The sequence below is a fragment of the Bradyrhizobium zhengyangense genome (assembly GCF_022012555.1).
GTDB classification, from domain to species: domain Bacteria; phylum Pseudomonadota; class Alphaproteobacteria; order Rhizobiales; family Xanthobacteraceae; genus Bradyrhizobium; species Bradyrhizobium zhengyangense.
Genome location: NZ_JAKLTZ010000006.1, coordinates 135,413 through 159,521 on the forward strand (window position 1 = coordinate 135,413; position 24,109 = coordinate 159,521).

The following is a 24,109-nucleotide window of genomic DNA, read 5'->3' on the forward strand; positions in this document are numbered from 1 at the left end:
AATGGCTTCCGGGTTCGCGACTTTGTCGCGCCCCGGAATGACGAGAAGAAAATGCAGGGGGAAACACAAGTGACTGACACATTCGATTTCATCGTCGTGGGCGCGGGCTCGGGCGGATGCGCGGCGGCGGGGCGGCTGTCGGAGGATGCGGCGACATCTGTAGCGCTGCTCGATGCCGGCGGGCGCAACGACACATGGCGCATCACCACGCCGTTCGGGCTCGCATTGCCATACAGCGCGGCCAACTGGGCCTTCGATACCGTGCCCCAGAAGGGCTTGAACGGCCGCATCGGCTATCAACCGCGCGGCAAGGGCCTTGGCGGCTCCTCGGCGATCAATGCCATGGTCTATATCCGCGGCCACAAATGGGACTACGACCACTGGGCCTCGCTCAGCAATGTCGGCTGGTCGTATGCAGACGTGCTGCCCTATTTCAAGCGCTCGGAAAACAACAGTGATTTCGACGGCGAATATCATGGCAAGGGCGGCCCGCTGCATGTCAACAGGCTGCGCTCGGACAATCCGATCCATGAGATCTTCCATCAGGCCGCGCGCGAGGCGCAGTTCCGCATCCGCGAGGACTTCAACGCAGAGGATCACGAAGGCCTCGGCAGCTATCAGGTGACGCAGCACAAGGGCGAGCGCTGGAGCGCGGCGCGGGCCTATGTGAATCCCCATCTGGACAAGCGCACCAATCTGCGCGTCGAGACGGGGGGCGCATGCCACCAAAATCCTGTTCGAAGGTGGGCGCGCGGTCGGCGTCGAATATGTACAGGGTAAGCAAGAGACGCAGCTGCGCGCACGCCGCGAGGTCATCCTCGCCTCCGGCGCGTTCCAGTCGCCGCAATTGCTGATGCTGTCGGGCATCGGCGACGGCGAGGCGCTGGGCAAGCACGGTATCAGCGTCACGCATCACCTGCCGGGCGTCGGGCGAAATCTGCAGGACCATCCGGATTTCGTGTTCGTCTATGCCTCCGACTATCCGCACTTCGTTCACGCCTCGCTTGGCCGGTTGCCATCCCTGCTTCGCGGCATCCAGCAATACCGCCGGGAGAGACGCGGCCTGATGACCACCAATTTCGCCGAGTGCGGCGGCTTCCTGAAGACGCGCCCCGATCTCGACGTGCCTGACATCCAGCTCCACTTCGTCATCGCGATGCTCGACGATCACGGCCGCAAGAAGCACAAGGAGGCTGGCTTCTCATGCCACGTCTGCCTGCTCAGGCCGAAGAGCCGCGGCAGCGTGTGGCTCAGAAGCGCCGACCCACTCGCTGCACCGATGATCGATCCGAATTTTCTGGGCGAGGCGGAAGATCTCGAGTCGATGGTCGCGGGCTTCAAGACCACGCGGCGCTTGATGGAGACGCCTGCGCTGCGCGCGCTGCAGAAGAAGGACATGTTCACGTCAGATGTGCGCACGGACGACGACATCCGCAACGTTTTGCGCAACCGCGTCGACACGGTCTATCACCCCGTCGGCACCTGCAAGATGGGCACGGACGCGATGGCCGTGGTCGATCCGAAGCTGAAGGTGCATGGCGTGGACGGTTTGCGCATCGTCGATGCCTCGATCATGCCGACGCTGATCGGCGGCAACACCAATGCGCCTGTCATCATGATCGGCGAGAAGGCCGCGGATATGATCCGGGCGGAGGTGCGGTAGAGCTCCCCGCAAACTCCGCTGTCGTCCCGGACAAGCGAAGCGCAGATCCGGGATGACGGCGGTGTTCAACTCCACGAGAGCTCGCGCCTGCGCGGATATTTTCTTTACTGACGTTGAATAGTCATGGAGTGGGTGCAGTATTTCAGCCACGGAGCCACAAAAAATACAGACGATTTTAGCGATCTGAAACCGGAACGATCGGTGCGACGTTCATTCGTTCCATTGGCAGGGTTTCGCTCATGAACAGTTTCGATCTCGCGGTCTATGCGGCGTTCGCAATTGCCATCGGCTTCGGCTTCAGGACCGGCCTGCTCGGCAGCGCCATGACCATCCTCGCCTATCTCCTCGCGGCTCCCATTGCGGTGGCGCTGATGCCGCTGATCGTGCCGCAGGTCGCCGGCAATCCGAACGCGCCGCTGGTTCAGAACTGGATCTGGTTCTTCGGCATCTTCATCGTCGTCGGCATGCTGTTCGGCTATATCGGCCGCCTCGCGCTGAGCGACACGATCCGTGACGCCGGGATCGGCGACCGCCTCGGCGGCGCCGCGCTTGGCGCCATCAGGGTCGGGCTCGTTGCCACCACGCTTGTGCTGGTGTTCGACCAGATCGTGCCGCCGAACCACCAGCCGCCTTTCCTCGCCGGCTCGCATCTGCGGCCGTTGTTCTCGCGGGCCGGGCAGATGGGCTTCAAGTCGCTGCCGCCGGAGGCCGCCGAGGCGATCGACCGTCTCAAGCAAGAGCGGCGCATCTGATCAGGCGCATTTGCATCGCAGCGCGAACCCGCATGCATTTTGACGCGGGCACGTCCCTTATCAGCGGCACCGATGTTGGCTAGAGTGCCGCCCGTTCAAAAACCTGCCTGCTATTTTCGGGAGTGAAACAGTGGATCTTGGGATCAAGGGTCGCCGCGCCATCGTCTGCGCATCCAGCAAGGGCCTGGGGCGCGCTTGCGCCTTCTCGCTGGCCGAAGCCGGCGTCGACGTCACGCTGACCGCGCGCGGCGCCGAGGCGCTGAAGAAGACGGCCGACGAAATCCGGAAGACCTATCCTTCCGTGAAGGTCACCGAGATCGTCGGCGACATCACGACGCCTGCCGGGCGCGAAGCCGTGCTGAAGGCCTGCCCCGAGCCTGATATCCTCATCAACAATGCCGGCGGTCCGCCGCCCGGCGATTTCCGCAACTGGACCCGCGACGACTGGATCAAGGCGATCGACGCCAACATGCTCACGCCGATCGAGCTGATCAAGGCGACCGTGGACGGCATGATGGCGCGCAAGTTCGGCCGCATCGTCAACATCACCTCGGCCGCGGTGAAGGCGCCGATCGACATCCTCGGCCTCTCCAACGGCGCGCGCGCCGGCCTCACCGGCTTCATCGCCGGCCTGTCGCGCAAGACCGTGATCAACAACGTCACCATCAACGGCCTGTTGCCGGGCCCGTTCGAGACCGATCGTCTGACCGGCACCGCCAAGGCCGAGGCCGACAAGCGCGGCACGACGCCGGAAGCGATCCTGTCCGAGCGCGCCAAGCTCAATCCCGCCGGCCGCTTCGGCCAGCCGGACGAGTTCGGCTATGCCTGCGCCTTCCTCTGCGGCGCCAAGGCGGGCTTCATCACCGGCCAGAACATCCTGCTCGACGGCGGTGCCTTCCCGGGCACGCTGTGAGGGCGATGGTGGCTCTTCACCTCTCCCCAGCGGGGAGAGGTCGATTTGCGTCAGCAAATCGGGTGAGGGGGTGCTGCGACACGCGAGAGCGTAACCCCTCACCCGGCGCTGCGCGCCGACCTCTCCCAAGGGAGAGGTGGATTTTTGATGCCGCGCCTGCTGGCCCAAAACTTCAACTCGGAAAGCAATCCGGATGAGAGCGGTCTGGTACGAGCAAACGGGACCGGCGGCGGACGTTCTCACCTATGGTGAGATGGCGACGCCGGTCGCAGGTCCCGGCGAAGTTCGCATTCGCCTAGAGGCCTCCGGCGTCAATCCGGCCGATGTCGGCCGGCGCGGCGGCTCTTATCGCGCGATGGAATATCCGCGCGTCATCCCGAACAGTGATGGCGCGGGTTTGATCGATCAGGTCGGCGACGGCGTGACGCGGTTCAAGCGCGGCGACCGCGTCTGGCTGTTCAACGGCCAGCGCAACGGCCGCGCCTTCGGCACTGCGGCCGAATATATCGCGCTCGCCGAGCAACTGGTGACGCCGCTGCCGGACCATCTTTCCTTTGCGGAAGGCGCCACGCTCGGTATCCCCGCAATGACGGCGTGGTGCTCGTTGTTTGCGGACGGGCCTGTTGTCGGCAAGACGGTTCTCGTCACCGGCGGCGCCGGCGCGGTCGGGCACTATGCGGTGCAATTGGCAAAATGGGGCGGCGCGCAGGTGATTGCGACCGTCAGCTCGGCGAGGAAGGGCGAGCAGGCGCGGCGCGCGGGCGCTGATCTCGTGGTCAATTACAAAGACGAGGACGTCGTTGCGAAAGCGATGGCGTTTACCGGCGGACGCGGTGTCGATCATGTCGTCGATGTCGATTTCGGCGGCAATATCGCGACGACGCTGAAGCTGATGGCGCTGAATTCGACCATTGCTGTCTACGCCACCAACGGCAATCGCGCGCCTGTGGTGCCGATGCGCGAACTGATGGAGAAGTGCATCAATCTGCGCGCGCTGGTGCTGTTCGCCCTGCCGCCGGCGCTGCTCGCCGCGGCGCAGGCCGACATCTCGAAATGGCTGGCGGTGGTGCCGCGGCTTCACACGATCGCGGCGCAATTCGCGCTGTCGGATACGGCGCAGGCCCATCTCGCCGTCGAGAAGGGCGACAAGCTCGGCACCGTGATCGTCGACTGCGCCAAATAGGAGTTACCCCACCGGCGTGGTCCGCTCGTCGGACCAGTCGATGCCGAGCTCGTCCATGCCGTCGGCGAGGAGATCGCCGAGCATCGGTTCGCCCAGCAGATATTGCACCGTCTTGCGCCTCGGCGACTTGTACTCGCTGCGCGCCTCGACCGCGCGGGCGCGCAGATCGTCCCACTCGTCGACATCGCCGTCACCACGGCCGAGCCACATCAGCGTGACCAGGTCGAGCTGCTCGTCTTCGTTCAGCGCGCGGATGAAGCCGGCGAGCTCGGCTGCGACCGGATCGGAATTGTTGTCCTCGAGCACGTCGATCTCGTCGTCATCGGACGGATTGGAGCCCGAATCCGGATCGGACCCGGATTCCTTGACGTCGAATTCGCGCGCCTTCTCGATGATGAAAGCGACCTTGTCGGCGGAAATCGCAAGCTCTGGCATGGGCTCCCCTTTGGCTCTCGACGGATTCCTCACATAACGCAACATCGCGACAGATGATCCATTGCGCTTGGCGGTGGAAAGTGTGCATCTTTTGACGCCAAACAAAGAAAATAGGGGCACGCCCGATGCAGTGGAAGGTCGGCCAGGTCAAAATCACCAAGGTCGTCGAAATGGAGACGGTCGGCTCGACCCGCTTCATCCTGCCGGCCGCGACCAATGACGAAATCCGGAAGCTGCCCTGGCTGATCCCGCATTTCGCCACCGAGGAAGGCCGGCTGAAAATGTCGATCCATTCGCTGGTGGTGGAGACGCCGACGCGCCGGATCGTGGTCGATACAGGCCTCGGCAACGACAAGCAGGGCCGCGGCGTCCCGGTCTGGAATAACCGCGACACGCCGTTTCTGGAAATGATGACAGAAGCGGGCTTTCCCCCTGAGAGCATCGACACCGTGTTGTGCACGCATCTGCATGTCGATCACGTCGGCTGGAATACGAAGCTGGTCGATGGCAAATGGGTGCCAACCTTCCCCAATGCGCGCTATTTGTTCGGCAAGACCGAATACGACTATTGGCGTGACTACACGGCCGAGCCGGACAAGGTCGCGGTGTTCAACGATTCCGTGAAGCCGGTCGTCGATGCGGGCAAGGTCGAAACGATCCCGAGCGACCACCGGCTCTGCGAGGAGATCAGCGTGATCCCGACCCCAGGCCACAGCCCCGGGCATATGAGCGTCCTGATCGAATCCGGCGGCGAGCAGGCGCTGCTTTGCGGCGACGTCGCCCATCATCCCTGCCAGATGGCCCATCTCGACTGGTGCTCTGTCGTCGATACCGACATCACCCAATCCGCGGCAAGCCGGCACAAGGTGTTCTCGCGCTTTGCCGATACCCCGACGCTGGTGATTGGCGGCCATTTCTCGGCCGGGCATATCCGGCGGGAGGGCGATGCGTTCAGGTTTGAGGCGCTGCAATCCTAGCGGTCGTGGGGCGGCCACCCCGCGAATGAAGGGCTGCAATGCACCCCCTTTTCGGCGGTTGAATTTCCCGCCGCCCTGTTCCATGAAGCTATTTAACCGATCAGTCCATCCCAAGGGAGAAACCAGAATGAAGCTTGTTCGTTACGGCGAAAAGGGTGCGGAGAAGCCCGGCCTGATCGACAAATCCGGCCAATTGCGCGACCTGTCGGCGCATCTGAAGGACCTCACCGGCGAGGCCTACTCGCCGGAATCTCTGAAGAAGCTCGCTGCGATCGACCCGGCCTCGCTGCCCGCGGTGTCCGGCAAGCCACGCTTCGGCGCGCCGGTCACCGGCATCTCGAAATTCGTCGCGATCGGCCTCAACTACAGCGACCACGCCAAGGAGACCGGCGCCGCGATCCCGACCGAGCCGATCATCTTCATGAAGGCCAACACCTCGCTGTCAGGCCCGAACGACAACGTCGAGAAGCCGCGCGGCTCGACCAAGCTCGACTGGGAGGTCGAGATCGCCGCCATCATCGGCACCCGCGCCAAGTACGTCTCGGAAGCCGACGCGCTGAACTACGTCGCCGGCTATTGCGTCTGCAACGACGTCTCCGAGCGCAACTTCCAGACCGAGCGCCTGGGTCAGTGGACCAAGGGCAAGTCGCACGACACGTTCGGCCCGGTCGGCCCCTGGCTCGCCACCAAGGACGAGATCAAGGACGTGCAAAACCTGTCGATGTGGCTCGACGTCAACGGCCAGCGCCGCCAGACCGGCTCGACCAAGACCATGATCTTCTCGATGGCCAAGTGCGTCTCCTATGTCTCGCAGTTCATGACGCTGCTCCCGGGCGACATCATCACCACGGGCACCCCGCCCGGCGTCGGCCTCGGCATGAAGCCGCCGACTTTCCTCAATGTCGGCGACGTCATCACGCTCGGCATCGAAGGCCTCGGCGAGCAGCGCCAGGAGATCGTGGCGGCGTAAGGGCTCCGCCCTCTCCCCGTCATTGCGAGCGAAGCGAAGCAATCCAGAGATGGTCCTACGGAGGCAGCCTGGATTGCTTCGTCGCTTCGCTCCTCGCAATGACCAAAACCAACTGCCGGCTACCCCGTAGGACATTCACCATGAAACTCTCCTTCTCCGCCGCCTCGCCCTTTGCCCGCAAGGTGCGCATCGCCGCGATCGAGCTCGGGCTGATCGACAAGATCGAGTTCACGCCGGCGACCGTCGCGCCGGGCACGGTCAATGAGGACTATTCGAAGATCACACCGCTGAAGAAGCTGCCGGTGCTGATCACTGATGATGGCGACGTGATTTTGGATTCCTACGTCATCGTCGAATATCTCAACGAGATGGCCGGCGGCAGCCTGATCCCGGATTACGGTCCGCGGCGCTGGAAGGCCAAGACCAACCACTCGCTGATCAACGGCATGCTCGATTCCATGCTGCTGTGCCGCTACGAGAAGATGGTGCGGCCGCAGGGCCTGCAATGGCAGGCGTGGTCGGACGACCATTGGAACCGGGCCTGGACCGGCATGGCGCGCTTCGAGAACATGCCTGAGGTACTGAACGGCCCGTTCGACATCTCGCAGATCGGCCTTGTTTGCGTGCTCGGCTATGCCGATTTCCGCTTCGCTGATTGCGGCTGGCGCAAGGCCTATCCGAAGCTCGACGCCTTCCACCAGAAGATGCTGGAGCGTCCCTCGGTGAAGATCTCGGTCCCGCCGGCGGCGTAGCATACGCGAGAGTTCTCATGAGCCTGAAATACGCGGTCAGCGACCTCACCATCCAGCGTATCATCGAGCAGGAGACGTCGTTCGTCCCGGCCCTGGAGATGTTGCCGGGCCTGACGCCTGAGGTGCTGGCCGAGAACCGGGCGTGGATGCGGCAGGCCAAGGCGCTGGACGATCAAGACGTGCTGATGCTGTGCTTCCAGTCCTATGTGGTGAACACGCCGCACCACACCATCTTGATCGACAGCTGCATCGGCAACGACAAGCCGCGACCCAATCGCCCGAAATGGAACATGAAGACCGACGACACGTACATGCGCGCACTCAATGCCGCAGGCGTCTCGGTCGATGACATCGACTTCGTGATGTGCACGCATCTGCATGTCGACCACGTCGGCTGGAATACGCGGCTGGAGAATGGCCGCTGGGTACCGACCTTCCCCAAGGCGCGCTACCTCTTCGCCAAGCAGGAATACGATCACTGGTTCGCGGAGAATGCCAAGACCGAGATCCCGCCCTTCGCTGACAGCGTGCTGCCCGTGGTCGAGGCCTCCAGGCACGAGCTGATCAGCAACGACCACCAGATCGGCGATCATGTCCGCATCGTGCCGACGCCGGGCCATACGCCCGGCCACGTCGCCATCGCAATGGGACGCGGCAAGGACGACGCGGTATTTTCAGGCGATCTCATGCACTCGCCGCTGCAAACGCTTTATCCGGAGCTGTCGATCAAGTTCGATGTCGATCCGGCCAAGGCCGCCACGACGCGCCGCAGCTTCCTCGAGCGCTATTGCGACACCGACACGCTGTGTTGCACCGCGCATTTCCCTTCCCCATCGGTGGGGAAGATCAAGCGCAAGGGCAATGCGTTCGTGTGTACGGCGGTGTGATTTAGCCGAGATGCCGTAGGGTGGGCAAAGGCGCACCGTGCCGTGCCCACGACCACGGGCTATTAGGAAAAGGTGGGGGGCACGGCGCAAGTGCGCCTTTGCCCACCCTACGAATCTACGATTCCACCCGCGTGGAGAAGGCAATGAGTGCACTTCCCGACATCCCCCTCCCCGCCGGCATCCGCTCGCGATACGTCGACGGCATCAACGGCCTGCGCATGCATGTGCTCGAGGCCGGCTTCGAGACCAAAGGCCGGCCCTGTATCCTGCTGCTGCACGGCTTTCCCGAACTCGCCTTCTCCTGGCGCAAGGTGATGCCGACGCTGGCGGCAGCGGGCTATCACGTCATCGCGCCTGACCAGCGCGGCTATGGCCGCACCACCGGATGGAGTGCGGATTATGACGACGATCTCACGCCATTCTCGCTTCTGAACCTCGTGCGCGACGCGCTCGCACTCGTGTCGGCGTTCGGGTACAGGCAGGTCGATCTCGCCGGACATGATTTCGGCAGCCCTGTTGCGGCATGGTGCGCGTTGATACGACCCGACGTGTTTCGCTCGGTGACGTTGATGAGTGCGCCCTTCGGCGGAGCGCCGCCGCTGCCGTTGGGCACAGCCGATGCACCGGCGATGCCTCCGGTCGAAGACCCCGTGCATCGCGAGCTCGCCGCTCTGCCGCGCCCGCGCATCCACTATCAATGGTATTACGCGACGCGTCCGGCCAATGCCGACATGCTGCATGCGCCACAAGGCGTGCACGGTTTCCTGCGCGCCTATTATCATCACAAGAGCGCGGACTGGACCGACAACAAGCCGTATCCGCTCAAGTCATGGTCGGCGAGCGAGCTCGCAAAGCTGCCGACCTATTACGTGATGGACCTCGGCGAGACCATGCCCGAGACGGTCGCGAAGGAGATGCCGTCGCGCGCCGCGATCGCCGCCAACCAATGGCTGCCGGATAGCGATCTCGCTTTCTACAGCGCCGAATATGGCCGCACCGGATTCCAGGGCGGCCTGCAGTGGTACCGCTACGGCACGTCGGGAATGCTCAACAACGAGGTGCAGCTGTTTGCGGGCCGCAGCATCGACGTGCCCTCCTGCTTCATCTCGGGCAAGCAGGATTGGGGCACGTATCAGCGCCCCGGCGTGTTCGAAGCGATGCAAACGAGTGGGTGCACGAAGTTGCTCGGCTGCCACCTCGTCGACGGCGCCGGCCATTGGGTGCAGCAGGAGCAGCCCGCGGAGGTGAGCCGATTGCTGCTGCAATTTCTTCGCCGCGTCGCCACAGTCTCCGCAAACTGAGCAACGTCACCCTCCCGCCACAAGTCGTTAATCGGCGGTTCAGGGAACATTCGGCAATGTCTGACGTTGCGAGATACCGGAGCTGGGTCCGGCGACCATGGAGAACGACATTGGACAAGAAGATTGCCGGACTATTGGGAGCGGTGGCCGCGCTCGGAGGGCTCGGTACCGCCCAGGCCGCGCCGGCACCGACGGATGTCCTGCAGGCGAACTCATACGCCGACCTGTTGGAGCCGATCGCAAACGCCGGCGCCCTGCTGCAAGCGATCGATGAAGCGGCCCCGCCAAAAGCCAGCGAAAATGTCCAGGTGGCTCAATTTTATCACCACCACCACCACCATCATCACCACAGCTTCTATCGTCGTCGCTACTACGACTATGACGCGCCGGTCGTGGTAGTCCCGCGATATCGGCGGTACTATCACCACCATCACCATCACCACCATCATCACAGCTTCTATCGCCGCGACTACTGAGGTCGCAGCTGCCTGGGAGTGGACGAACAGGACCTGCGGGTCCTGTTTGCTTTTGGTGACGGGAAATTGGGAAAGCTTGGCAGGTCCGCGGCAAGATCAGGAACGGCTATCCGTTCCGAGCCTTCTCCTTGGCCGCGCGATGCAGGTGGCGATAAGTGCCATCGAACACCGTATCGGATGACGACGTCCACTCGGTGCCTGCCGCCAGTTTGGGGCGATTGGTGTAGATCCGGCGAGCCTGCAGCTCGCGCTCGGCCGCTTCTTCCTCGCCCATGGGCTCGAGCTCGAAATTCGCTTCCTCGGGAATGACGATGATTTGCGCGAACGGCTCGTTGGGCCTGAAGATGTGGGTTCGGCCCTCGGCCGGCGCCTTGAAGACGCAAAAGAACATCATGGGCCACCAATTGCGGATCAGCGCAGGGACGGCAATCGGCACGGTGTCAGTCGGATCGGTATAGAATCGCGGATGCGGCTCGGTGCGAACAGCCATGCCTTTTGCGACCTTGAGATCGAGCAGGATCTGATAGGTGTAGAAGGCGTCACCGAACTTGCGAAACGGCGGCCATTCCGCGCCGCCTTCGGGCGGCTCACCCCAATCGGCCTCGAGCACCAAGCGACCCTCCCTGGTCGTGACGTGAAGCTCGAAATCATAGGGATAGAACAGCTCGACGCCGTATTGCGCGCCCTCGGAAAAGGGCACGCAGTGCCAGACCTGCTCACGCGAACCGTTAGCGCGTGGTTCGCGCTTGCCGGCCCATCCGGGGATTTCGAGCTTGGTGCGGCGCGGCGCCAGCCGCGGATCGTTCAGACGAAATTTGACCTTGTCCATCATTCACCCGTCCACCCACATCCAAAGATTCGAACCTGTACGTCGAGACCCGGTTCCGTACACAAAAGCGCCGATGTGACGGCCCTTGTGATGCAAGCCTTCGCGCGGCTCGCGTGAATTGACCATGAACGAATTGCAGCCTATATCAGTTTAGAATGTTTCTAAACTACATCAGGCGCAGTCAGTGAAGAATTTTGCCGATTTGACCGAGCGTGAAGTGCTGGCGGTCGCGATTTCCTCCGAAGAGGAGGACAGCCGCATCTACATGACCTTCGCCGAGGACCTCAAGGAGCGCTATCCGGATTCGGCCAAGCTCTTCGAACAGATGGCGGAGGAGGAGCGCAGCCATCGCCACATGCTGCTGGAAATGTATGAGCAACGCTTCGGCCCGCACCTGCCGCCGATCCGCCGCGAGGACGTCAAGGGATTCCTGAAGCGCCGCCCGGTCTGGCTCGTCAAGAATCTGCCACTCGACACCATCCGCAAGGAGGTCGAGACCATGGAAATGCAGGCCGAGCGCTTTTACGTGAAGGCCGCCGAACAGGCCCAGGATGTCGGCGTGCGCCGCCTGCTCGGCGATCTCGCCGAAGCCGAGAAAGGCCATGAAAACACTGCCGCGAAACTGACAGACCAGATCCTGAGCACCGACGTGCGCGCGGAAGAAGACCGCACCAACCGCCGCATGTTCGTGCTGCAATATGTGCAGCCGGGCCTCGCCGGCCTGATGGATGGCTCGGTCTCGACACTGGCGCCGTTGTTCGCCGCGGCCTTCGCCACCCACCAGAACTGGCAGACGTTCCTGGTCGGCCTTGCCGCCTCGATCGGCGCCGGCATCAGCATGGGCTTTGCCGAAGCGCTGTCCGACGACGGCTCGCTCACGGGGCGCGGATCGCCTTGGCTGCGCGGCATTACCTGCGGCGCGATGACGACGCTCGGCGGGCTCGGCCACACCGCGCCCTATCTCGTACCCGACCACTGGGCCAACGCATTCTGGATCGCGACTGGTATCGCCGGCATCGTCGTGTTCTTCGAATTGTGGGCGATTGCGTTCATCCGCGCACGCTACATGGACACGCCATTCCTGCAGGCCGTGTTCCAGATCGTGCTGGGCGGCGCGATCGTGCTGGCGGTGGGAATATTGATCGGGGCGGCTTAGGCGACGGTGATGAAGCGACGCCGTTCACATCTCGTCGCGACCGCGACCCTCGCCGGCGCGTTGATCCTGCTTGTGTCGAACGACGACGCGCACGCTACCGACGAGATCCAGGTCTACAACGCCGGCATCGCCGATGTCGGCCAGTTCACGATCCAGCAACACCTCAACTATATCGCGCTTGGACAGAAGAGCCCCCCGTTTCCCGGCGGGCTCGCCTCCAACCACAGCCTCAACGGCACGCCGGAATTCGCTTACGGCGTGACCGATTGGTGGGAGGTTGGCCTCTATCTGCCGTTCTCCATTCAGGACGAGCGCTTCTATTCGGACGCCTTCAAGCTGAGAACGCTGTTCGTCTCGCCGCACGCCGAACAACGCAACTTCTTCTACGGCGTGAACTTCGAATTCAGCAACGAGACGCCGCCTTTCTCCCAATCCCGTTTCTCGATGGAGATTCGCCCCATCATCGGGGTGCGGAACAGCGACTACGAGTTCATCGTCAATCCGATCGTCGACGTTCATTTCGGCAAATTTGCGGAGCAGCACTTCACGCCGGCCGCGCGCATTGCGCGGAAGTTCGGCGACGACCTGTTCGCAGGCTTCGAGTATTACAGCGATCTCGGCCAGATCGGGAACTTCGACAAGCTCTCCGACCAGCAACATACGCTTTTTGCCGTCACCGACTTCAAGGCCGGTGTGTTCGATGTGAACTTCGGCGTCGGCTACGGGTTGACGCCGGCGTCCGACCGCCTCGTGGTCAAGACCATCATCGGCTACGCTTTTCCGGTGCCGGGGCAGAAATCTGATGCCGACACACGCATGAGCAGCGGGCCGGTCAATCCGTTCATCCATGCCGCGACGCGAAGCTTCCAGCCCTGACCGGCGCCGCATCAACTTCAGGACCTCCATGATGCCCCAGCTGCAATACGGTACACCGGCCAAGGTTTTCCATTGGTGCATCGTCGTGCTACTCGCCGTGCAATATCCGATCGGCTGGCTGATGCCGGACCTCCATCGCGGCATGAGCCCGGGCGCCGGAATGACGTTTCACATCTCGATCGGGATCACGATCCTGGCGCTGACGGCTCTCCGCCTTGTCTGGCGGCTCGCTCATCCCGTCGCGCCCGAGAGCTCTCTTCCCGCCTGGCAGCGCCTGAGTTCCGAGGTCGTGCACTGGCTGCTCTACGCTCTCGTGCTTGCGACGACGTTCTCCGGCTGGGTGTTTGCCTCTTTCCGGGGCTGGTCCGTCTCGTACTTCTATCTCGTGCCACTGCCGATGCTCGCGTCCGACAACGCCGCCGCCGGCCGCACCATCGACGGCCTGCACCAGGCGATGGAATGGGCGCTTCTCGTCACCATCGGCGTTCATATCGCCGCGGCGCTGGCGCACATTTTCATCTATCGCGACAGTGTCATGCGGCGAATGCTGCCCGGATAGATGTTCCGGGCAGGTCAACCGCGATCAAACGGCGGTTGCGGCATCGGCTAAAACTGCGCATCATCGCAACCAATGAAGCGCAGGAGCATGTCGTGGCGAAATCAGAATGGAGTTTCAAGAGCGCGCTCGAGCTGTCGGCCGCGTTGACGGCAAAGAAGGTCTCGTCGGTCGAGCTCACGCAGGATGCGATCGGTCGCATCGAACGCCACGACGGCAAGGTCAACGCGATCTGCGTCCGCGATTTCGACCGTGCGCTCGATGCGGCACGCGCAGCCGACGCAGCGCTGGCCCGTGGCGAGCGCAGGCCGCTGCTCGGCCTGCCGATGACGGTGAAAGAATCCTACAACATCGCCGGCCTGCCCACGACCTGGGGCAATCCTGCGCAAAAGGACTTCATCGCCAAGGAAGATTCGCTGCCGGTGACGCGGGTGAAGGACGCCGGCACTGTCGTGCTCGGCAAGACCAACGTGCCGCTCGCGCTTGCCGACTGGCAGAGCTACAACGACATCTACGGCACCACCAACAATCCCTACGATCTCGGCCGCACGCCGGGTGGCTCCTCCGGCGGTTCGTCGGCGGCGCTCGCGGCCGGTTACGGCCCGCTTTCACTCGGCTCGGATATCGGCGGCTCGCTGCGCGTGCCGGCCTTTCACTGCGGCGTCTACGCACACAAGCCGACCTTCGATCTGTTGCCCTCGCGCGGCCATACGCCGCCGCCAGCTCCGCCACTCGCCTATGAGCGTGATCTCGCCGTGGTCGGCCCGATGGCGCGGAGCGCCGGCGATCTGTCCCTGTTGCTCGACGTCATGGCCGGGCCCGACCCGCTCGACAACGGCAAGGCCTACAGGCTCGAGCTGCCTGCGGCACGTCACAGCTCGCTGAAAGATTTCCGCATCCTCGTGGTCGATACCGATCCGGTGCTGCCGACCGACGCCGCCGTGCGCGGGAGCATCAATACGCTCGCCGACAATCTTGCCAAGGCCGGTGTCAAGATCGAGCGCAATAGTCCGCTACTGCCGGATTTCGCGGCGTCCTCGCGCCTCTATATGCGAATGCTGTTGTCGTTCCTCGCCGCCAGCTTCTCTCCCGAATTCTACGCAGGCGCAGTTGCAGCGGCGGCCACACTGCCTGCCAGCGCCGACAGCCTGCAGGCTGAACGCCTGCGCGGCATCGCGCTCAGCCATCGCGACTGGCTGATAGCGCGCGGCGGCCGGACACGGCTGCGCGCGCAATGGCACGAGCTGTTCAAATCCTTCGATGCCGTGATCTGTCCTATCATGCCGATACCGGCCTATCCCCACGATCACTCGGAGGACCAGGAGCAGCGCCGGATCAGGATCGACGGCAAGGAGCACGTCTATACCGACCAGCTCGCCTGGCCCGGCATCGCCACGCTCCCCGGCCTGCCTGCGACCGCGATCCCGACGGGTTTTGCGCCGGATGGACTTCCGGTCGGCGTGCAGATCGTCGGCCCGTGGCTGGAGGACCGCACACCGCTCAAGCTGGCTGAGTTGATCGAGCGTGAGTTCGGCGGGTTCGTGCCGCCGAAGATGTTTGACGATTGAAGGCCTCATCCCAGGGAGAGGAAGCACCATGAGCCAGGACCTCGAACAGCTCACCGCACTCAACCGCGACTATGTCGCTTCCGTGCAGAACTGTGACGTCAATCGCTTCGACGAGATCCTGGCGCCGGAGTTTTACTGCTCCAACCCTGATAAGACGCTGGTCGACCGCGCCGCCTTCCTGGAGCAGACCGCACGGCCGATCGCGATCCGGAACTTGCACGCGTTTGACGTCATCATCCGCATCATGGGCGACTTCGCCATCATCCACGCGGCGACGAACTACACCACGGCCGATGGTCAGCAGGCGACCGGGCGATATACCGATTGCTGGGCGAAGAAGAACGGGACGTGGTTGGCGGTGTCGGCGCACGTGTCGCGGTGAGGTGGGCTGTCCTCACACTCTGCAGTCATGCCGCGGCTTGACCGGGGCATCCAGTACGCTGCGGCCGAAATTGGGTCACACAACTATCGCCACGGAGTACTGGATCGCCCGGTCAAGCCGGGCGATGACAGCTGTGTTGAGGCGGCCCCATTGAGCAGCAGCACCTAGCTATCAAACACGATCACGCTGCGTAGCGTCTTGCCGGCTTTCATGCTGGCAAAACCCTCATTGATCTCGTTGAGCTTCAGCTTGGCCGAGATCCAGTCCTCCAGATGCAGCCGGCCGCGCAGGTAGAAATCCACCAGCCGCGGCATGTCGACGCGGAAATGGTTGGAGCCCATCGACGAGCCCTGGATGCGGCGCTCGCGCAGGAAATCAAAACCGTGCAGCTCGATCTTCTGGCCGAACGGGATCATGCCGACAATGGTGGCGGTGCCGCCCGAGGCGAGCATGGCGAAGGCTTGCTCGGCGGTCTCCTTGCGGCCGAGCACCTCGAAGGAATGATGCACGCCGCCATTGGTGAGATCGCGCACCTGCTTCACCACGTCGCCGTCGGCGGGGTTGATGATGTCGGTCGCGCCCAGCTTGGTTGCGAGCTGAAGCTTGGCAGGATTGGTGTCAATGGCGATGATGCGGCCGGCACCGGCGATCTGCGCGCCGTTGATCGCGGCCATGCCGACGCCGCCGCAGCCGATCACTGCCACGGTCTCGCCGGCCGTGACCTTCGCCGTATTCACCACCGCGCCGTAGCCGGTGATGACGCCGCAGCCGATCAGCGCGGCGAGATCGAGCGGCATCTCCCTCCTGATTTTAACGATGGCGTTCTCGTGCACCAGCATCTGCTCGGCGAAGGACGACAGATTGAGGAACTGGTGCAGCTTCTCCGGCTTCGACCACTGCATCCGATCTGAGACGCCCGGCAGCATCTTCACCGTGGTGTCGGTGCAGAGCACGGTGCGGCCGGTGGTGCAGTTATCGCAGGTGCCGCAGAACACAGACAAGCAGGTGACAACGTGATCGCCGGGCTTCACATAAGTGACGTCGGAGCCGACCTGCTCGACGATGCCGGCGGACTCATGGCCGAGCACCGCGGGGAGCGGATGCGGATAAAGGCCTTCCATGAAGTGGAGGTCGGAGTGGCAGAGACCAGCGACCGCGGTGCGGATCAGGACCTCGCGCGGACCGGGCTTGGGCAGGCTGACATCCTCGATGACCAGCGGCTTGTTCACTTCATAGAGGACGGCGGCCTTCATCGAATACTCCCTATCGCATTTCTTGTTTGATCGTGGAGCGCAGCCTACGCCGCCAGAACGAGTTCGCCAACCTCGCTCATGCCGGCATCGCGATCACCGAGCAGCAGCGATCCGATCTTAGCCTGCGTGGCATTTTCCGTCAGCCGGAACGGATCACTCGGCGACACCCGGTGGTCGATCACCAGCCGCGACAGCAGCAGCCGGCGCGCATCGCCGCGCATGTCGTGGATGCGATGCGCTTCCCAAGCGAGCGCGACGGCGCTGGCGACATGATAGAGCAGGCTCGTGGCCCGGCGCGCATCCGCCTCGTTCTCGGACTTGCTGGCGACCTCGCGCGCAAATCCGACCGCGCGATCGACGAGACTGCGCAAATTGTCGCGCCAGGTCTGAGGCACTGAGGCACTGTCATCGAGACGCGCATGCAGATCGGCGGCAAGCGCGGATTCGGCGCCATGGCGGCCGACGGCGCGCCGGAGCGCATCGATCGCGACGATGTTGCCGGTGCCCTCCCAAACCGAGCCGAGATGCGCATCCCGCAGCAGGCGGGGCGTGGCGAATTCCTCGACATAGCCGATGCCGCCGCGCATCTCGAGCGCATCGCCACACACCTTTCGTGCATCGCGCGTGGCACGAAATTTCAAGGTCGGTGTCAAGATGCGCAACAGCGCCGCCGCGTCCTGGCTACCGGCCTCGGCCCGGTCGAGCGCGTCGGCGGTGAGAAAACTCATCGACAGTGCCTGCTCGACCGGCAGCATGATCTTCAGCATCTGCCGGCGGCCGAGCGGCAGGTCGATGATGCGGCTGCCGAATACGACGCGGTTCTTCGCGACCGTCATCGCATCATGATAGGCGCGGCGCATCAGCGCGGTGGATTTGACGCCATTGGACAGCCGCGACGAGTTCACCATCTCGGCCATCTGCACAAAACCGCGATCGAGCTTACCGACGGCATAAGCGATTGCGCCTTCGAGCTTGATCTCCCCTGATGCCATCGAGCGAGTGCCGAGCTTGTCCTTCAGGCGCACGATCCGGTAGTGGTTTTGCGAGCCGTCGTCGAGGAAGCGCGGCATCAGGAACAGGCCGACGCCGCGCGTGCCGGGGCCGGCGCCCTCGGGGCGCGCCAGCAGCATCACCACTTTTGCATCGGCATTCGAGCAGAACCATTTCTCGCCGTGGAGTCGCCAATGGTCGCCCTCCTGCACGGCGCGCGTTGTCAGCGTGCCGACGTCGGAGCCGCCTTCCTTCTCGGTCATGAACTGGCCGCCCTGCGTCAGCTTGCTCATGTCCGTCGAGGTCAGGCCATCGAGATACTTTGCCTTCAACGCGTCACTGCCGAAATTCGAAAGCAGCTTGGCGCAGCCATCGGTCACATTGATCGGGCAGCCCATGCCGAATTCGGTCTGGTTGAAAAGAAACGTGAAAGCGTGTTTTGCAACGACCGGATATTTATCCGGCCAGCCCATGATGCCTTTGCGGATCGACAGCGCGTGGATGCCGAACTCGCCGAAGGCGGCGTTCTCCAGCTCGCGATAGGCCGGGTGATATTCGATCCACTGCACATCGCGGCCGAACTTGTCGCGCTGATGCAGCACCGGCGTGTGCCGGTCGGCAAGCCGCGCGCATTCATCGAGACGGCCACCGGCGAGCTCGCCGAGGCGGTCGAGATGCGGCTCGATGTGACGGAACAGCGCCTGCGACAGATGGATGCGCAACAGATCCGTCAACGCCTGATCGGCGCGGTAGAAATTCATGCCCGACGTATCCGGCGCCAGCAATCCCGACGGCTCGGCCGCGGCATGTTTTGGCTGCGCGGTGACCGGCTTGTGCATGGTCGTCCTCTTCGCTTCCGCCCGGTGGCAATTCTTATCGCTTGCCGCTTGAGATGATGTCGATCATGCTCCCGTCGCGAGAGCCGATAAAGCTGCAAATTGTCAGGGAGGCATGATCGCCGTGAAGGAGCAATTCGCTCTGCGGAATTGTGATCGGCCAGCCCGGGGCCGCGGCTGGTTGTCCGCGATGGCCATGCCTAGATCAACGCTGTCCCGTCCCCGAGAGATCACGCCAGAGACCACATCATGGAACATCCGAAATACAAGATCGCCCTCATCGTCGGTGCCGGCGAAGGCCTGAGCGCCTCGCTGGCGCGGCTGCTGTCGGCGCAAGGCATTCGCGTTGCGCTGGCCGCCCGCAAGATCGAGAAGCTGGGTGCGCTCTGCAGCCAGACCGGCGCAAGGGCCTATGCCTGCAACGCCACCGAGCCTGAGGAGGTCGAGCGCCTGTTCGGCCTCATCGAGCGCGAGATCGGCACGCCCGACCTCGTCGTCTACAACGCCTCTGGCCGCGCACGCGGGTCGTTCGTCGACCTCGTCCCGGCCGACGTCGCGAACGCAATCGCGGTCAGCGCCTATGGCGGCTTCCTCGTGGCGCAGCAGGCCGCAAAGCGCATGGTGCCGAACCAGCACGGTGCGATCCTGTTCACCGGCGCCTCGGCCAGCGTCAAGGGTTATGCGCAGTCAGCTCCGTTCGCGATGGGCAAGTTCGCGCTGCGCGGCCTTGCGCAGAGCATGGCGCGCGAATTGTCGCCGCAAGGCATTCATGTCGCGCATTTCGTGATCGACGGCGGCATCCGGAGTGCGACGCGCACGGAAGCGGCGGACAAGCCGGATTCGATGCTGGATCCCGATGCGATCGCCGAGAGTTACTGGAACGTGTTGCAGCAGCCGCGCAGCGCCTGGAGCTGGGAGCTGGAGCTGCGGCCTTGGGTCGAGAAGTTTTAAATTGGGTTTGTCATTCCGGGGCGGTCCGCAGGACCGAACCCGGAATGACGCCAAGAAATGGGGAGGCGAACATGACCACGGAAACCACCATCGACACCGGCACCAACGAACTTCTCTGCGTCATCCGCGACCGCGTCGCCGTGATCACGCTGAACCGGCCGGAGGCGCGCAATTCGCTGTCAGACACCCTGACGCCGGCGCTGCGCACGATGATCCGTAGATGTGGCGAGAGCCCCGATGTCGGCGCGCTCCTCATCACCGGCGCGGGCGAGGCGTTCTGCGCTGGCGGCAACGTCAAGGGCATGGGGGCGCATCGCGACCCCAAGACACTCGAGATGTCGCAGGAAGAACGCATCGCCGATCTCCAGGAGCGGCAGCGGCTGCTTACCGGCGCGCTGGTCTCGGTGCGCAAGCCGACCATCGCAGCCCTGCCCGGCCCTGCGGTCGGCGCCGGGCTTGCCATCGCCATGGCCTGCGATATCCGCATTGCCGCGCGATCGGCCTTCGTCGCCACCGGCTATGCCCGCATCGCACTGTCGGGCGATTACGGCATCGCCTGGCTGCTCACCCGCCTCGTCGGCACTGCGCGGGCGCGCGAATTGCTGTTCACCGGCGACCGCGTCGATGCCGCGCGCGCCGAAGCCATCGGTCTCGTCAATCGCGTCGTCCCCGACGACAAGCTGCAGACCGAGGCCTTCGCTTTGGCAAAGTCGCTCGCCGAGGGCCCGCGCCTGGCGCTGCGCTACATGAAGGACAATCTCGACGAGGCCCTGCTGTTCGACTTCGAAACCGCCAGGGATCACGAAGCCGAACGGCTGGTGCGCCTGACCACGACTGCCGATCACAAGGAGGCGGTGCAGGCGTTCATCGAGAAGCGGAAGGCGGTGTTTACGGGGAAGTAGAAGGACGCCGCTCGACAAAAAGAAGCCCGGCGCTGGCTTGGCCAGGCCGGGCTCGGAGTGGTGTCAGGCCGAGGCTGAGGGGCGTTCGGCCTGACGGGAAAGCGCAGGGAGACGCCAGCTCGCGCAGGGAATGTCCTTTGGCGCGACGTTGATCTCCTTGTCGAAGCGCACCAGCTTCCAATCATCGGGATGATTGACGAAGGCAAAGCCGGATTTGCGTGCGAGCGAGATCATGGTTTCGTTGGAGCGCAGCGTATCGCCGAACATGTGCTCGGCGCCGAGCGCGGCAGCGCGGCATTCGAGATTCTTCATGAGCGCGGTCGCGACGCCGTGGCCCTGCCAGCGGTCGTCGACCGACAGGCCAAATTCGAGCGTCGACGTCTCGGCGTGGAGCGCGTAGCGCGCCTCGGCAACGATCGTCTCGAAGCCATCGACCATCTTGGTCGCGACCACGGTAAAACGCTCGCGCGTTCCGACGTCGAGGAATTCGCTCAGCAGCCCCTTCGGCAATTCGCTGATCGCGCCAAAGAATCGGTTGTAGCGGGAGCGTGTCGTCAGCGAACGGAAATAGTGCTGAAGCTCGTCCGTATCGCGCGGTTCGACGAAGCGGAGGTTGACCGCCTCCCCGTCGCGGGTGCGCAGCGTATCCGAATATTGCTTCAGCTCTTCGAGGCGATAGGTGCTCATGACACGAGCCCAAGTGTGGATAGCAAAGAGGGGACCGCCGGCGCCCCTGTGATCAGGCGGCGCCGGCCTGACGGCCTATCAGGCCCGCCAGAAGGGTTTGTCGGCCTCAAAGGCAATGTCGGTCCAGGACAGGCCGACGTCGTGGAGATCGCGGGCGGTCCAGTTGGTCAACTCGCGCCGGGTCCGGTAGCGCTCGTGCCAGACATGGATGGTCTCACTGACCTGCTGGATCAGGCCCGGTGCATGATGATTTGTCATCGAATTCTGGGTCAAAGTGGACATCTTCAGCTCCTTGAGCTAACTTGAACGCTAATATGTGCCTCCAGGTGCACTGCGACAAACGACAATTTGTACCTCTTCGCATGAAATAAGCTCATGCATCCTGCTGCCAAATGACTGCCAGATTGCCGTCCCTGAACGGATTGCGGGCGTTTGAGGCTGCTGCGCGCCATCTCAGCTTCACGTTGGCCGCCAGCGAGCTGAACGTGACTCAGACCGCGATCAGCCATCAGATCCGCCGGCTCGAGGAGGAGCTCGGCATCCGTCTCTTCATCCGGCAGAACCGCGCGCTGGCCTTGACGCCGGAGGCGCGCGACTACCTCCCAGGTGTTCGCGCCGCCTTCAACGATCTCCGGCTCGCCACCGACCGGCTCTTGCGCAAGGACGACGACAAGGTGCTGACGGTCTCGACGCTGGCCTCGCTCGCCGCAAAATGGCTGCTGCCCCGGCTTGCTGATTTCCAGGATGCGCATCCCGACATCGACGTCCGCATCACCACGTCCACCAGCCTGGTCGATTTCCAGCGTGACGACGTCGACGCCGCGATCCGCTACGGCCGTGGCCAGTGGCCGGGCCTGCGCGCCGACTGGCTGATGGCGGACGAGCTGTTCCCTGTGTGCAGCCCCTCACTGCTGCGCGGCGACAAGCCGCTGCGTCAGCCGGAGGATCTGCGCGGCTATCCGCTGCTGCACACCTCCAATGCCAACAGCGACGACTGGCGGCTCTGGCTGACGGCGGCCGGGCTGCCGGCCGACATCGCCAAGCAGCCCGGCATCACCTTCGACATGATCTTCATGACCATCCAGGCCGCGATCGACGGCATCGGCGTGGCGATGGGACGAACCTCCTACGTCAAGGACGACATCGCCAAGGGTCGGCTCGTGGTTCCCTTCAAGATCGCGCTGCCGGCCGATGCCGGCTTCTATCTCGTCTCGCCGGAGGGCCGTCGCGAGGTGCCGAAGCTCGCCGCCTTTCGCCAATGGATGATCGCTGCGACGCAGAATAAAGCCTGAAAAATCATCAGCTTCCGCAGTGAAATGGGTTGACTCGCAAGGCCTCGCGCGAGAGGGGTTAGGCAGATTGTCGCAGCAGCAATCTGTCGCCTTGCCGTGAAAATGAGTTCCGGTCCGGCCGCGTCTTCAAGGGGAGCAACGTCAATGGCTGGACCAGCAGCATCATCAAATCCGCCCGAGCTCAAGTCGCGTATCGGCGCGATCCTGCGCGCGACATCGGGCAATTTCCTCGAGCAGTTCGACTTCTTCCTGTTCGGCTTCTATGCGCAGGACATCGCCAAGGCGTTTTTCCCCGCCGCGGACGAGACCGCGGCACTGCTCAATGCGTATGGTGTGTTCTGGCTTGGCGCGCTGATGCGCCCCGTGGGCGCCATTGTCCTCGGCTCCTATATCGACCGTATCGGCCGCCGCCAGGGCCTGATCGTCACGCTCGCGCTCATGGCGCTCGGCACTGTGGTGATCGCCTTCTGCCCGTCTTACGCAGCGATTGGCGTTGCCGCACCGGCCATTGTGCTCATTGGCCGGTTGATTCAGGGCTTCTCCGCCGGCGTGGAGCTGGGCGGCGTCTCCGTCTATCTGTCCGAGATCGCAACACCAGGCAATCGCGGCTTCTACACCTCGTTCCAGTCCTCCAGTCAGCAGGTCGCGATCTTCGTCGCAGCGATCCTCGGTTTCATCCTGCGGGAAGCTATCCCCGGTGACACCTTCCTGGATGTGTTTGGGGGAGTCGCGAAGTGGCGCATCCCGTTCTTCGTCGGCTGCATCATCATCCCCGTGATTTTCTTCCTGCGGCGCTCGCTCGAGGAAACGCCGGCGTTCCTGGCCATGAAGAAGCATCCGACCGCACGCGAAGTGTTCGCGTCGGCGCTCGCCAACTGGCGCATCGTCATCCTCGGCATGATGATTGCCGTGCTGACCACGACCACTTTCTACTTCATCACGGTGTATGCCCCCGGCTTCGGCAAGCAGCTCAACCTTTCGCCGACGGGAACATTGCTTGTGACCCTGCTCGTTGCCGTGACCAACTTCATCTGGAATCCGGTCGGCGGCGCGCTGTCCGACCGGATCGGCCGCAAGCCCGTGCTGGTGACCATCGCAACCCTGTCATTCCTGACGGCTTACCCTGCGCTATCCTGGCTCGCGGCAGCTCCCACGCTCGGGAAATTGCTGGCCGTCCAGATGATGTTCTCGTTCTACTTCGGCGTTTACAGCGGCACGATGCTGGGATGTCTGGTCGAGATCGTGCCGGCCCATGTCCGGACCACCTGCTTCTCGATCGCCTTCGCACTGGCTGCGGGCATCTTCGGCACATCGACGCCGGCTGTGGCGACCAAGCTGATCAGCATGACCAACGGCGACAAGGCCTCGCCGGCGTACTGGCTCATGTTCGGCGCCGCGCTCGGCATCATCGCCGCGCTCGTGGTTTATCGCGGCGGCGGCAAGACGGTGCCGGTCTATGATACGGCCGTCGAGCCGGCGACGGGGCATTAGGATGGTCGTCGTTCTTCGCCTCTCCCCGGCT

The 24,109-nt window shown here is 63.5% G+C and carries 24 protein-coding genes and 1 pseudogene; 19 read left to right on the forward strand and 6 right to left on the reverse strand.

Annotation, left to right across the window (positions count from 1 at the left end; genetic code table 11):
- The first annotated feature begins 69 nt into the window (after positions 1–69).
- The 4 genes and pseudogenes from L6639_RS23485 (at position 70) to L6639_RS23500 (ending at position 4,511) form a co-directional block, all read left to right on the forward strand.
- A pseudogene (locus tag L6639_RS23485) lies at positions 70–1,663 on the forward strand (GMC family oxidoreductase).
- A 239-nt stretch (positions 1,664–1,902) separates the two neighbouring features.
- Positions 1,903–2,415: a CvpA family protein gene (locus L6639_RS23490; RefSeq protein WP_237864007.1), complete on the forward strand. Its 513-nt coding sequence runs from the start codon at positions 1,903–1,905 to the stop codon at positions 2,413–2,415.
- 130 nt (positions 2,416–2,545) lie between these two features.
- Complete coding sequence (locus L6639_RS23495) at positions 2,546–3,328, forward strand: SDR family oxidoreductase (protein WP_237864008.1); 783 nt, start codon at positions 2,546–2,548, stop codon at positions 3,326–3,328.
- A gap of 193 nt (positions 3,329–3,521) precedes the next feature.
- On the forward strand, positions 3,522–4,511 hold the full coding sequence (locus tag L6639_RS23500) for an NADPH:quinone reductase (protein ID WP_237864009.1): 990 nt from the start codon (positions 3,522–3,524) through the stop codon (positions 4,509–4,511).
- Between the two features lie 3 nt (positions 4,512–4,514).
- Here L6639_RS23500 and L6639_RS23505 read toward each other — a convergent pair whose 3' ends face one another.
- Positions 4,515–4,946, reverse strand: coding sequence for a DUF3775 domain-containing protein (locus L6639_RS23505; protein ID WP_237864010.1), 432 nt, complete (start codon positions 4,944–4,946; stop codon positions 4,515–4,517).
- Between the two features lie 125 nt (positions 4,947–5,071).
- On the opposite strand from L6639_RS23505, the gene L6639_RS23510 reads away from it, so the two are divergent.
- From L6639_RS23510 to L6639_RS23535, 6 genes are all read left to right on the forward strand, one after another.
- Positions 5,072–5,923, forward strand: a complete 852-nt coding sequence (locus L6639_RS23510) for an MBL fold metallo-hydrolase (RefSeq protein ID WP_237864011.1) — start codon at positions 5,072–5,074, stop codon at positions 5,921–5,923.
- A gap of 127 nt (positions 5,924–6,050) precedes the next feature.
- Positions 6,051–6,893, forward strand: coding sequence for a fumarylacetoacetate hydrolase family protein (locus L6639_RS23515; protein WP_237864012.1), 843 nt, complete (start codon positions 6,051–6,053; stop codon positions 6,891–6,893).
- Between the two features lie 140 nt (positions 6,894–7,033).
- Positions 7,034–7,645, forward strand: a complete 612-nt coding sequence (locus L6639_RS23520) for a glutathione S-transferase family protein (protein ID WP_194464747.1) — start codon at positions 7,034–7,036, stop codon at positions 7,643–7,645.
- A gap of 17 nt (positions 7,646–7,662) precedes the next feature.
- On the forward strand, positions 7,663–8,532 hold the full coding sequence (locus tag L6639_RS23525) for an MBL fold metallo-hydrolase (RefSeq protein ID WP_237864013.1): 870 nt from the start codon (positions 7,663–7,665) through the stop codon (positions 8,530–8,532).
- 143 nt (positions 8,533–8,675) lie between these two features.
- On the forward strand, positions 8,676–9,833 hold the full coding sequence (locus L6639_RS23530; protein ID WP_276576248.1) for an alpha/beta hydrolase: 1,158 nt from the start codon (positions 8,676–8,678) through the stop codon (positions 9,831–9,833).
- A 110-nt stretch (positions 9,834–9,943) separates the two neighbouring features.
- On the forward strand, positions 9,944–10,309 hold the full coding sequence (locus L6639_RS23535; protein WP_237864014.1) for a hypothetical protein: 366 nt from the start codon (positions 9,944–9,946) through the stop codon (positions 10,307–10,309).
- 106 nt (positions 10,310–10,415) lie between these two features.
- Here the strand turns inward: L6639_RS23535 and L6639_RS23540 are convergent, their stop codons facing one another.
- On the reverse strand, positions 10,416–11,138 hold the full coding sequence (locus L6639_RS23540) for a hypothetical protein (protein ID WP_237864362.1): 723 nt from the start codon (positions 11,136–11,138) through the stop codon (positions 10,416–10,418).
- A gap of 184 nt (positions 11,139–11,322) precedes the next feature.
- Between L6639_RS23540 and mbfA the strand changes: the two genes are divergently transcribed.
- From mbfA to L6639_RS23565, 5 genes are all read left to right on the forward strand, one after another.
- Entirely contained in the window at positions 11,323–12,294 is a 972-nt protein-coding gene (mbfA, locus tag L6639_RS23545; protein WP_237864015.1) for an iron exporter MbfA, read from the forward strand.
- Between the two features lie 9 nt (positions 12,295–12,303).
- Complete coding sequence (locus L6639_RS23550) at positions 12,304–13,170, forward strand: hypothetical protein (protein ID WP_237864016.1); 867 nt, start codon at positions 12,304–12,306, stop codon at positions 13,168–13,170.
- 28 nt (positions 13,171–13,198) lie between these two features.
- A complete protein-coding gene (locus L6639_RS23555; protein ID WP_237864017.1) occupies positions 13,199–13,729 on the forward strand; it encodes a cytochrome b in 531 nt (176 codons plus the stop codon).
- A gap of 92 nt (positions 13,730–13,821) precedes the next feature.
- Entirely contained in the window at positions 13,822–15,294 is a 1,473-nt protein-coding gene (locus L6639_RS23560) for an amidase (protein WP_237864018.1), read from the forward strand.
- A 28-nt stretch (positions 15,295–15,322) separates the two neighbouring features.
- Positions 15,323–15,676: a nuclear transport factor 2 family protein gene (locus L6639_RS23565; protein ID WP_237864019.1), complete on the forward strand. Its 354-nt coding sequence runs from the start codon at positions 15,323–15,325 to the stop codon at positions 15,674–15,676.
- 164 nt (positions 15,677–15,840) lie between these two features.
- Here L6639_RS23565 and L6639_RS23570 read toward each other — a convergent pair whose 3' ends face one another.
- Both L6639_RS23570 and L6639_RS23575 read right to left on the reverse strand, forming a co-directional pair.
- The gene (locus tag L6639_RS23570; protein ID WP_237864020.1) at positions 15,841–16,929 is read right to left on the reverse strand and encodes a Zn-dependent alcohol dehydrogenase; all 1,089 of its coding nucleotides are present in this window, start codon (positions 16,927–16,929) and stop codon (positions 15,841–15,843) included.
- 44 nt (positions 16,930–16,973) lie between these two features.
- Entirely contained in the window at positions 16,974–18,758 is a 1,785-nt protein-coding gene (locus L6639_RS23575) for an acyl-CoA dehydrogenase family protein (protein ID WP_237864021.1), read from the reverse strand.
- A 246-nt stretch (positions 18,759–19,004) separates the two neighbouring features.
- On the opposite strand from L6639_RS23575, the gene L6639_RS23580 reads away from it, so the two are divergent.
- Together L6639_RS23580 and L6639_RS23585 are read left to right on the forward strand one after the other, a co-directional pair.
- Positions 19,005–19,706 (forward strand): SDR family NAD(P)-dependent oxidoreductase, encoded by a 702-nt coding sequence (locus tag L6639_RS23580; RefSeq protein WP_237864022.1) that lies wholly within the window; start codon positions 19,005–19,007, stop codon positions 19,704–19,706.
- Between the two features lie 71 nt (positions 19,707–19,777).
- The gene (locus tag L6639_RS23585; protein ID WP_237864023.1) at positions 19,778–20,608 is read left to right on the forward strand and encodes an enoyl-CoA hydratase; all 831 of its coding nucleotides are present in this window, start codon (positions 19,778–19,780) and stop codon (positions 20,606–20,608) included.
- A gap of 63 nt (positions 20,609–20,671) precedes the next feature.
- Here the strand turns inward: L6639_RS23585 and L6639_RS23590 are convergent, their stop codons facing one another.
- Together L6639_RS23590 and L6639_RS23595 are read right to left on the reverse strand one after the other, a co-directional pair.
- Positions 20,672–21,295, reverse strand: a complete 624-nt coding sequence (locus tag L6639_RS23590; RefSeq protein ID WP_237864024.1) for a GNAT family N-acetyltransferase — start codon at positions 21,293–21,295, stop codon at positions 20,672–20,674.
- A 78-nt stretch (positions 21,296–21,373) separates the two neighbouring features.
- Positions 21,374–21,577, reverse strand: coding sequence for a DUF1127 domain-containing protein (locus L6639_RS23595; RefSeq protein WP_237864025.1), 204 nt, complete (start codon positions 21,575–21,577; stop codon positions 21,374–21,376).
- 110 nt (positions 21,578–21,687) lie between these two features.
- On the opposite strand from L6639_RS23595, the gene L6639_RS23600 reads away from it, so the two are divergent.
- Together L6639_RS23600 and tcuC are read left to right on the forward strand one after the other, a co-directional pair.
- Positions 21,688–22,587, forward strand: coding sequence for a transcriptional regulator GcvA (locus tag L6639_RS23600; RefSeq protein ID WP_237864026.1), 900 nt, complete (start codon positions 21,688–21,690; stop codon positions 22,585–22,587).
- Positions 22,588–22,731: 144 nt separating this feature from the next.
- Positions 22,732–24,078 (forward strand): MFS transporter, encoded by a 1,347-nt coding sequence (gene tcuC, locus L6639_RS23605; RefSeq protein ID WP_237864027.1) that lies wholly within the window; start codon positions 22,732–22,734, stop codon positions 24,076–24,078.
- Positions 24,079–24,109 lie beyond the last annotated feature (31 nt).

Excerpts from the sequence above, each read along its gene's own strand:
- L6639_RS23490 (WP_237864007.1), top strand. The coding sequence starts at position 1,903 with ATGAACAGTTTCGATCTCGCGGTCTATGCGGCGTTCGCAATTGCCATC.
- L6639_RS23500 (WP_237864009.1), top strand. The coding sequence starts at position 3,522 with ATGAGAGCGGTCTGGTACGAGCAAACGGGACCGGCGGCGGACGTTCTC.
- L6639_RS23505 (WP_237864010.1), bottom strand. The coding sequence starts at position 4,946 with ATGCCAGAGCTTGCGATTTCCGCCGACAAGGTCGCTTTCATCATCGAG.
- L6639_RS23510 (WP_237864011.1), top strand. The coding sequence starts at position 5,072 with ATGCAGTGGAAGGTCGGCCAGGTCAAAATCACCAAGGTCGTCGAAATG.
- L6639_RS23515 (WP_237864012.1), top strand. The coding sequence starts at position 6,051 with ATGAAGCTTGTTCGTTACGGCGAAAAGGGTGCGGAGAAGCCCGGCCTG.
- L6639_RS23520 (WP_194464747.1), top strand. The coding sequence starts at position 7,034 with ATGAAACTCTCCTTCTCCGCCGCCTCGCCCTTTGCCCGCAAGGTGCGC.
- L6639_RS23525 (WP_237864013.1), top strand. The coding sequence starts at position 7,663 with ATGAGCCTGAAATACGCGGTCAGCGACCTCACCATCCAGCGTATCATC.
- L6639_RS23530 (WP_276576248.1), top strand. The coding sequence starts at position 8,676 with ATGAGTGCACTTCCCGACATCCCCCTCCCCGCCGGCATCCGCTCGCGA.
- L6639_RS23540 (WP_237864362.1), bottom strand. The coding sequence starts at position 11,138 with ATGGACAAGGTCAAATTTCGTCTGAACGATCCGCGGCTGGCGCCGCGC.
- L6639_RS23550 (WP_237864016.1), top strand. The coding sequence starts at position 12,304 with ATGAAGCGACGCCGTTCACATCTCGTCGCGACCGCGACCCTCGCCGGC.
- L6639_RS23555 (WP_237864017.1), top strand. The coding sequence starts at position 13,199 with ATGATGCCCCAGCTGCAATACGGTACACCGGCCAAGGTTTTCCATTGG.
- L6639_RS23565 (WP_237864019.1), top strand. The coding sequence starts at position 15,323 with ATGAGCCAGGACCTCGAACAGCTCACCGCACTCAACCGCGACTATGTC.
- L6639_RS23570 (WP_237864020.1), bottom strand. The coding sequence starts at position 16,929 with ATGAAGGCCGCCGTCCTCTATGAAGTGAACAAGCCGCTGGTCATCGAG.
- L6639_RS23575 (WP_237864021.1), bottom strand. The coding sequence starts at position 18,758 with ATGCACAAGCCGGTCACCGCGCAGCCAAAACATGCCGCGGCCGAGCCG.
- L6639_RS23580 (WP_237864022.1), top strand. The coding sequence starts at position 19,005 with ATGGAACATCCGAAATACAAGATCGCCCTCATCGTCGGTGCCGGCGAA.
- L6639_RS23585 (WP_237864023.1), top strand. The coding sequence starts at position 19,778 with ATGACCACGGAAACCACCATCGACACCGGCACCAACGAACTTCTCTGC.
- L6639_RS23590 (WP_237864024.1), bottom strand. The coding sequence starts at position 21,295 with ATGAGCACCTATCGCCTCGAAGAGCTGAAGCAATATTCGGATACGCTG.
- L6639_RS23595 (WP_237864025.1), bottom strand. The coding sequence starts at position 21,577 with ATGTCCACTTTGACCCAGAATTCGATGACAAATCATCATGCACCGGGC.
- L6639_RS23600 (WP_237864026.1), top strand. The coding sequence starts at position 21,688 with ATGACTGCCAGATTGCCGTCCCTGAACGGATTGCGGGCGTTTGAGGCT.
- tcuC (WP_237864027.1), top strand. The coding sequence starts at position 22,732 with ATGGCTGGACCAGCAGCATCATCAAATCCGCCCGAGCTCAAGTCGCGT.